Source organism: Amycolatopsis speibonae, assembly GCF_042647925.1.
GTDB classification, from domain to species: Bacteria; Actinomycetota; Actinomycetes; order Mycobacteriales; family Pseudonocardiaceae; genus Amycolatopsis; species Amycolatopsis speibonae.
The window spans coordinates 20,608-27,254 of record NZ_JBHRWK010000082.1 but is presented as its reverse complement, the minus strand read 5'-3'; the positions used below and the strand labels follow the sequence as shown (position 1 = coordinate 27,254).

Below are 6,647 nucleotides of genomic sequence, written 5' to 3'. Positions count from 1 at the left end.
TTTCGGCGAGGATCGCGTTCTGCTCGGCATCCAACTGACGCTTGAGGACTTCCAACTCTTGCTTGCGGGCATGCAACATCGCCGTATCGACACGCCACCACTCGATGTGCGTTGTCTGGGATGTGCTGTCGATGGCCACGAGATCAACATTACCCGCAGTCGAACAGATGTTCTATCACACGTTTAGGTGGTCTCGGGCTCAAATGGTCAGTGCGCGCCCTGAGATAATGATCGTTCTGGGTAGCGAAACACCCCTTCGCTACCCAGAACGATCATTATCCCCAGCCGGTGCACTGGCCATCTAAGCTCAAGGGCACCCTGAGCGTGCTATTCCATTCGATAGAGGGCGCAAAGCGAATAGATAGCCGTGAGTGGCGCGGCGGCCCGAATCGCACGCCCACGCCGACCGGCAGCCAGCGAGCTCGACAGGGGCGCCGAGACAAGGTCTGTCAGAACCACGCCCCAGCGCCCCACCCGCCCGCTAAGCCCTAAAGCACAAGGTGCCCCACTGGAACCCCGCCCCGATCGCCGACACGACGAAGACGTCGCCCGGCCGCACCGAACCCTCCGAGAAACCCTTGTGCAGCACGGTGAAAACACCTGCCGAACCGGTGTTGCCGAGCCTGTCGACGGTGATCGGCGCACGGTCACGCGGCACGCCGAGTTTGTCCATCGCCGCCTGCACGATGTTCAGATTGGCCTGGTGCAAAAAGAAATGGTGCACCTCGTCCACCGTCAGCCCGGCCTGGGCGGTGGCGTTCAGGACGCTGTCCGGCAGGCATCGGGTGGCGGTGTCCCAGACGGTCCGGCCGTTCATCTTGAGGTAGTGCCGCCGGTCCGCGAACGTCGTCGCCCCGGCGGGCTGCCGCGAGCCGCCTGCCGGGATCTCGACGTCGTAGGACAGTTCGGCGCCGAAGTCCCAGCCGAGGAGTCCGGCGCCCGGTGCCGTCGTCCCGGTCAGGACGGCGGCACCGGCGGCGTCGCCGAAGAAGACCCGGGTGGTGCGGTCTTCCGGATCGGTCACGCGGGACGCGCTGTCGGCCGCGATCACCAGGACCCGTTTCGCCGCACCGGTCCGCACCAGCAAGGAGCCGAGGAACAACGCCTGGACGCCGTTCGCGCAAGCGGCTTGCGTGATGTCGAAGGTGAGTGCCCCGAAAGCGCCGAGCGCTTCCTTGACGATCAGTGCCGTCGACGGCAGCGGCTGGTCGTAGGTGTAGGTCGCGACGATGATCGCGTCGACGTCCCTCGCGGTGCATCCCGCCGCCGCGAGCGCGGGCCGGGCGGCGGCCACGCACATGTCCGAAGTGGCGAGATCCGGGGCGAGCCAACGGCGTTCCCTGATCCCGGTGCGGTGGACGATCCACTCGTCGGAGGTGTCGAGCGTTTCGGCGAGCCGCCGGTTGGTGACGATGTCCGGTGGCAGGTGGACGCCGGTGCCGGCGATCCGCACGGGCAGCGCGGTCACGTGACCGCGCTCCGTTCCGGGCTGAGCTGGCGGTCGAGGTCGGTGTAGAACCGGCCCGACGTGCATGGCAGGCCGAGCAGGATCCGCCGCGCGGCCTCACCGCAGAGCGCGCCGCCCAGCGCGACCCCGGAGGCCAGTTGCGGCCAGCTGCTCAGGGTGCGGCCGAGTTCGCCGAACGAGGCGGCCAGTTCCGGGCTGATCCGGTCGGCGTCGACCATGGCCAGGATCAGCTCGGCCTTCTCCTGGTGCCCGAGGTCGGCGACGTCCACGGACTTGATGTCGCCGAGCAGTCCGTGCAGCAACGGCCGGTCCGGTTCGAGGTCGAAGCGTTCGACGTCGAGCATGCCGCGGTCGTTGCAGTCCATGACGACCGGGACGCGCAGGTCACGCGCGTATTCGCGGGCCGCGACCTTGACCCATGGGGTGTCGCACTCCTCGATCAGGAGATCGAGCGGGCCCAGCCCGCCGGTGAAGAACGCCTCGATGTTGTCCTCGGTCAGGCCGTCGCGGTGGATCTCGATGTCGAGGTACGGGTCGATCTCGAACATCTGGCGCGCGGACAGGACCGCTTTGTTGACACCGAGTTCGTGCACGCCCGCGCGCAGCCGGTTCAGGTTCGACAGGCTGAAGTCGTCGAAGTCCGCCAGTTTGTAGGCGCCGCCGATGCCTTCGAGCGCGAACGTGAGCGCCGCGCTGTTGCCGACCGAAAGACCGATGACGCCGATCCGCTTCCCGAGCAGGCGGCGCTGTTCGGGGCGGTCGACCTTGCCGCGGTTGCGATCCGTGCGCACGAGCCGGAACTCGTCGCGCGGCAGGACGTGCACGAGCCGCCGCGACCACGGGTACCAGACCCAGGTGCCGTACTCCCAGAGCGCCAGTCCGGCGAGCTGTTCCCGTTTCCTGGTCTCGATTTCGGTCTCGTCCCGGCAGGACGGGTCGCGGCTGCGGACCAGTTCGGCCAACTGCTCGTCGATGGTGTCGTGGACTTCGCGGACGTCGCCGTAGGCCAGCAACGCAGTCAGGGATTGGAAATCCATCGCGTTGAGGGGCGCGAGCAGGGTCGGCCGCCACTGGTCGCGATCGGGTCCGGGGACGGCGGCGAGCGTGTCGGGCGCGGGCCTGCTCGACGACGTCCCGAAGGTGAGCGGGGACGGTGTGGAAGCGGCGACCCTGGGGAATTCGTCCCGGAGCCGCGTGACGAGATCGTGGTGCCGCCCGGCGCCGTCGGCGACGCGGTGGAACATGATCACGACGTCTTCGGTGTACTGCTCGACATAGCGGCGGGTGCCCGGCATGGCACGGAAACCGAACTGCTCGTGGAACCGGTCCTGGCCGTCCTTCGTGCCCGAAGTGCCGATCATGGCCTGGGCGCCGAGGTGGTGCGCTGCGCCGATCGCGAGTGCGTTGAGGTACTGCCCGAGCCCGAGTTTCCGGGACCGGTGCTCGACGACGAGCCTGCTGTGCTCGAAGACCTGACCCGGCTCGAAGCCTTGTGCGGCAAGCACTTCCTCGTACCGCTCGGTGCCGAGGTAGGTCCGCGACTGGAAGCCGTCGCCGGTGGCCGGGGTGGAGAGCCGGATGTAGCCGAGCGGCGGGCCGTCCGGATGCTGCCGCGCGATGAAGTGCCAGGCCCCGAAGTCGAGGTCCTGGTCGTCGGCGTGCGAACCGTCCGCCCGGCGAAAGGCCGGACGGCGGCCGCGGTCGAACAGGATCCGTGCGCGGAGTTCGCGGACGGAATCAAGCAGGCAGGTGTCGGCCCCGTGGAACGCGGTCACGCTCCACGGATGGCTGAGATCCGTCAAGTGATGCCTTTTCTGAGGAAAGTGCCGGAAGCCGGCGCGATATTCGTGGGGATGGCTCGAAAATTCGGAGGAATTCGAACCGCGCCGGACTGTAGCAGCGAGGCAACCGAGCGTCAGCGGATGCGTGCGGTGGCAAGCGATCCGTACGAGCGAGTGCGGCAATCGTTTACCGCCACGGCGGTCGACAATGCGTCACGGTGAGAGCATCGGATTTGATGAAGCCCGCCGGAATTCCCACCCGATGGTGTGCCGGGCTGTTTCTCAGTGAAAGCGACCTGTTCCACGGTGTGTGGTGGAGGTCACAGCTTCATGATCACCAGGTGGGATGCGCGGAGACTCCGCCGTCCACGATCAGGTTGTGTCCGGTGATCCACGACGCGAGCGGCGAGGCGAGGAACAGGCAGGCGTTCGCGACGTCTTCAGGGGTGCCGAGCCTGCCGAGGGGCGCGGACTGCTCCCAGCGGTGGACGCCCTCGGGCCAGGCGTCGCCGAGTCCGGGGCGGTCGATCAGGCCGGGGGAGACGGCGTTCACGCGGAGGCCTCGCGGCCCGTATTCGAGCGCGGCGGCGCGGGCATGCATGACCAGCGCGGCCTTCGCGCTGCTGTAGTGCGCGTGCCCCGGTGCGGGCCGGTCCGCCTCGATCGAGGCGATGTGGATGACGGTGCCGCCGCTCATCACCTCGGCCGCGGCCTGCGTGCACGAGAACGCGCTGGTGAGGTTCGCGTCGAGGACGGCGCGCCAGCTTTCCGCCGACATTCCCGCCAGTGGCTCGACAGACTGCACGCCGGCGCTGTTGACCAGGGTGTCCAGCCGTCCGGTCCAGGCCGCGGCGGCGGCCACGAGCCGATGGCATTCGCCGTCGTCGGTGAGGTCGGCGGTGAACGCGGCGGCGGTCCCGCCTGCCGCCTCGATACGTTCGACGACGGCGAGCGCCGAGGCTTCGGCACCGTGGTAGTGCACGGCGACAGCGCTGCCCGTCTCGGCCAAACGCAGGGCGATACCCCGGCCGATGCCGCCGCTGGCCCCGGTGACGAGGGTGGTGGTGCCGCTCAGGTCCAGCATGGGGGTCCTTTCAGTCGGCGTGGGCCCGTTTCCGCAGCGCGAGGACGCCCGACACGACCAAGAAGAGCAGGCCCGCGAGGACGTAGCAGTTTCCCAGCCACTGCTGGGCGGCCGTCCAGGTCTGGCCCGGCCGGTCGAAGGCGGGGAAGTACCGGAAAGGTGCCGCGACGAAGACCGTGGCGACGACCCCGGTGGCGGCCAGCGAGGCCACAGCTCGCCCGCGGTCCTGGCGATGGAGCACCGCGCAGGCGGCGGTGGTGAACAGCGCCGGGGCGATCCACACCCAGTGATGCGACCACGACGTCGGCGAGATGAGCAGGGCGAACGTCGCGTTCAGCAGCAGCGCCGGCACCGGCGCCGAGCGGTACATGGTCAAGGTGACCAGCACCAGCAGAACGCCGGTGAGGACGAGCCACAGTGGCTTGGCCGCGGCGGAGTCGACGCCAAGCCGCGCGAACACGGCCTGCAGGGTCTGGTTGGTGTGGAACGAGGTGCCGCTGATCCCCGAGGCTCCGGCGAGCCCGCCGAACCAGTAGCGCGCGGAGGCCTCGGGGGCGACGGCGAACGCGACGGCCGAGGCGGCCACGAACGTGCCCAACGCGGTCAGCGCGCCACGGAAGTCCTTGCGCACCAAGAAGAACAACAGGAACGCCATCGGTGTCAGCTTGACGGCGGCGGCGATCCCGACGCCGATGCCCCGGTAGCGGCCCCGCGCCAGCAGGCAGTCGGCCGCGACGAGGCCCATCAGCGGCAGGTTGATCTGGCCGAAGCCGAGCGTCTGGCGGACCGGTTCGAGGAAGAGCGCCGGGGTGATCGCCAGCGACGCGACGAGCAGCGCCCTCCGCCGGTCCCCGGACGGCCACAGCGTGCGGGTGATCGCGTAGAAGGTGATCCCCAGCGCGGCCAGGCCGAGCGCGAACAACAGCAGTACCGAGCCCGTCCACGGCACCAGCGCCAGCGGGGTGAGCACCAGCGCGGCGAACGGCGGGTAGATGAACAGCAGGGGGATGCCCGCTTCGGAAAGCGGCAAGGCGCCGTAGAGGTCGCCGCCGGCCCACAGGGTGTCGACGCCGAAGCGGTAGATCTCGAGGTCGCTGTGGGAAGCGCCCGTCGTCGCCCAGGCCACGGCACACGCCAGCACCAGGGCGGCGAACGCGCCGGCCGACCACCGGGCCCGGCCGCGCGACGTGGCTGGAGACATCGCGTGGTGACCCTTCGGACGTGCGTCGATGATCACGACTGTACCGGGGAGGGTGGCGGGTCCCGCCGTGACCCAGCGCGGAAAGCGACTTCCGTCGGAAGCGATCGCCGCACATATTGGTCTAGACTTTTCCTTTCCCAGTGTGGTGAAGGGGACCGGTCCATGCGCGGAACTACGGTGTTGCCCAGGACGCCTTGCCTGAAACCGAAGGCAGGGGAATTGCCCTTGCATCGGCTGGAGGTCCGCGCGCCGGACGCCCTGCCGTTCACGGTCGGTACCTTCGACACGATCGGGCCGATGTCGCGGGCGGCTTTCCCGCACCGGCACACTTTCTACGAAATCGTTCACGTCACCGGCGGTACCGGTGACCACGTCATCGATTTCACGCGCTGGGAATTGGGGCCGCCACAACTCGCGGTCATAACCCCGGGGCAGGTGCATCATTGGGATGCCCGCGATCTCAGCGGATTCGTCGTGTTGTTCACCGACGACTTCCTGCTCGAACATCCGGCGGATCGCGAAACCCTGCGACGGCTGAGTCAGCAGCCCTGGCGGCTCGACGAGCGCGCGGCCGAGGAGACGGCGCGGCTGGTCGCCGAACTCGACGAGGAATTCCGTTGTGGCGGGCAGGGGACCGATTCGGTGCTGCGGGCCCTGATGCACGTGCTGATCGTCCGGGCGGGGCGGCTTCCCGGACTGGCCGATCCACGCCCGCCCGCCAGGGCGCAGGCGGTGGGCACGGAATTCGCCCGGCTGCTCGGCAGACCCGATCTCGGACTTTGGTCGGTCGGCGCGCTCGCGGAACGTATCGGCGTCACGCCGGGATATCTGACCGACGCGGTGAAAACGGCGACCGGGCGGACGGCGGCACAACTGATGCGCGAGGCCAGGACACGGGAGGCGAAACGGTTCCTGCTCGGCACGGATCTCACCGTCCGTCAGGTCGCCAGCCGGGTCGGATTCGCGGATCCCGCCTATTTCTGCCGGTTCTTCCGACGGGAAACGGGGTTGAGCCCCGGTGATTATCGCCGGACCGGAGACGCGGCCCCCGAGATTCACCACGACTGACCATCGCAGTCCATCGTCCGCAGCTGATCTTCTCCATACCGTCGA

6 protein-coding genes are annotated in these 6,647 nt (G+C 68.6%); 2 read left to right on the top strand and 4 right to left on the bottom strand.

What is annotated here, in order from left to right:
• Positions 1–481: 481 nt before the first annotated feature.
• Both ACFOSH_RS37850 and ACFOSH_RS37845 read right to left on the bottom strand, forming a co-directional pair.
• A complete protein-coding gene (locus ACFOSH_RS37850; RefSeq protein ID WP_378245475.1) occupies positions 482–1,468 on the bottom strand; it encodes a 3-oxoacyl-ACP synthase III family protein in 987 nt (328 codons plus the stop codon).
• Positions 1,465–3,243, bottom strand: a complete 1,779-nt coding sequence (locus ACFOSH_RS37845; protein ID WP_378245473.1) for a ThiF family adenylyltransferase — start codon at positions 3,241–3,243, stop codon at positions 1,465–1,467. The genes ACFOSH_RS37850 and ACFOSH_RS37845 overlap by 4 nt, the downstream gene beginning before the upstream one ends.
• Before the next feature lie 9 nt (positions 3,244–3,252).
• Here ACFOSH_RS37845 and ACFOSH_RS37840 point away from each other — a divergent pair, with 9 nt between their 5' ends.
• A complete protein-coding gene (locus ACFOSH_RS37840) occupies positions 3,253–3,471 on the top strand; it encodes a hypothetical protein (RefSeq protein WP_378245471.1) in 219 nt (72 codons plus the stop codon).
• 112 nt (positions 3,472–3,583) lie between these two features.
• Here the strand turns inward: ACFOSH_RS37840 and ACFOSH_RS37835 are convergent, their stop codons facing one another.
• Positions 3,584–4,333: an SDR family NAD(P)-dependent oxidoreductase gene (locus tag ACFOSH_RS37835; protein WP_378245469.1), complete on the bottom strand. Its 750-nt coding sequence runs from the start codon at positions 4,331–4,333 to the stop codon at positions 3,584–3,586.
• Between the two features lie 10 nt (positions 4,334–4,343).
• Positions 4,344–5,534 carry a glycosyltransferase 87 family protein gene (locus ACFOSH_RS37830; RefSeq protein WP_378245467.1) on the bottom strand — a complete coding sequence of 397 codons (1,191 nt, stop codon included), beginning with the start codon at positions 5,532–5,534 and terminating at the stop codon, positions 4,344–4,346.
• 162 nt (positions 5,535–5,696) lie between these two features.
• Between ACFOSH_RS37830 and ACFOSH_RS37825 the strand changes: the two genes are divergently transcribed.
• The gene (locus tag ACFOSH_RS37825) at positions 5,697–6,602 is read left to right on the top strand and encodes an AraC family transcriptional regulator (RefSeq protein ID WP_125796251.1); all 906 of its coding nucleotides are present in this window, start codon (positions 5,697–5,699) and stop codon (positions 6,600–6,602) included.
• Positions 6,603–6,647 lie beyond the last annotated feature (45 nt).

Excerpts from the sequence above, each read along its gene's own strand:
- ACFOSH_RS37835 (WP_378245469.1), bottom strand. The coding sequence starts at position 4,333 with ATGCTGGACCTGAGCGGCACCACCACCCTCGTCACCGGGGCCAGCGGC.
- ACFOSH_RS37830 (WP_378245467.1), bottom strand. The coding sequence starts at position 5,534 with ATGTCTCCAGCCACGTCGCGCGGCCGGGCCCGGTGGTCGGCCGGCGCG.
- ACFOSH_RS37825 (WP_125796251.1), top strand. The coding sequence starts at position 5,697 with ATGCGCGGAACTACGGTGTTGCCCAGGACGCCTTGCCTGAAACCGAAG.
- ACFOSH_RS37840 (WP_378245471.1), top strand. The coding sequence starts at position 3,253 with ATGGCTGAGATCCGTCAAGTGATGCCTTTTCTGAGGAAAGTGCCGGAA.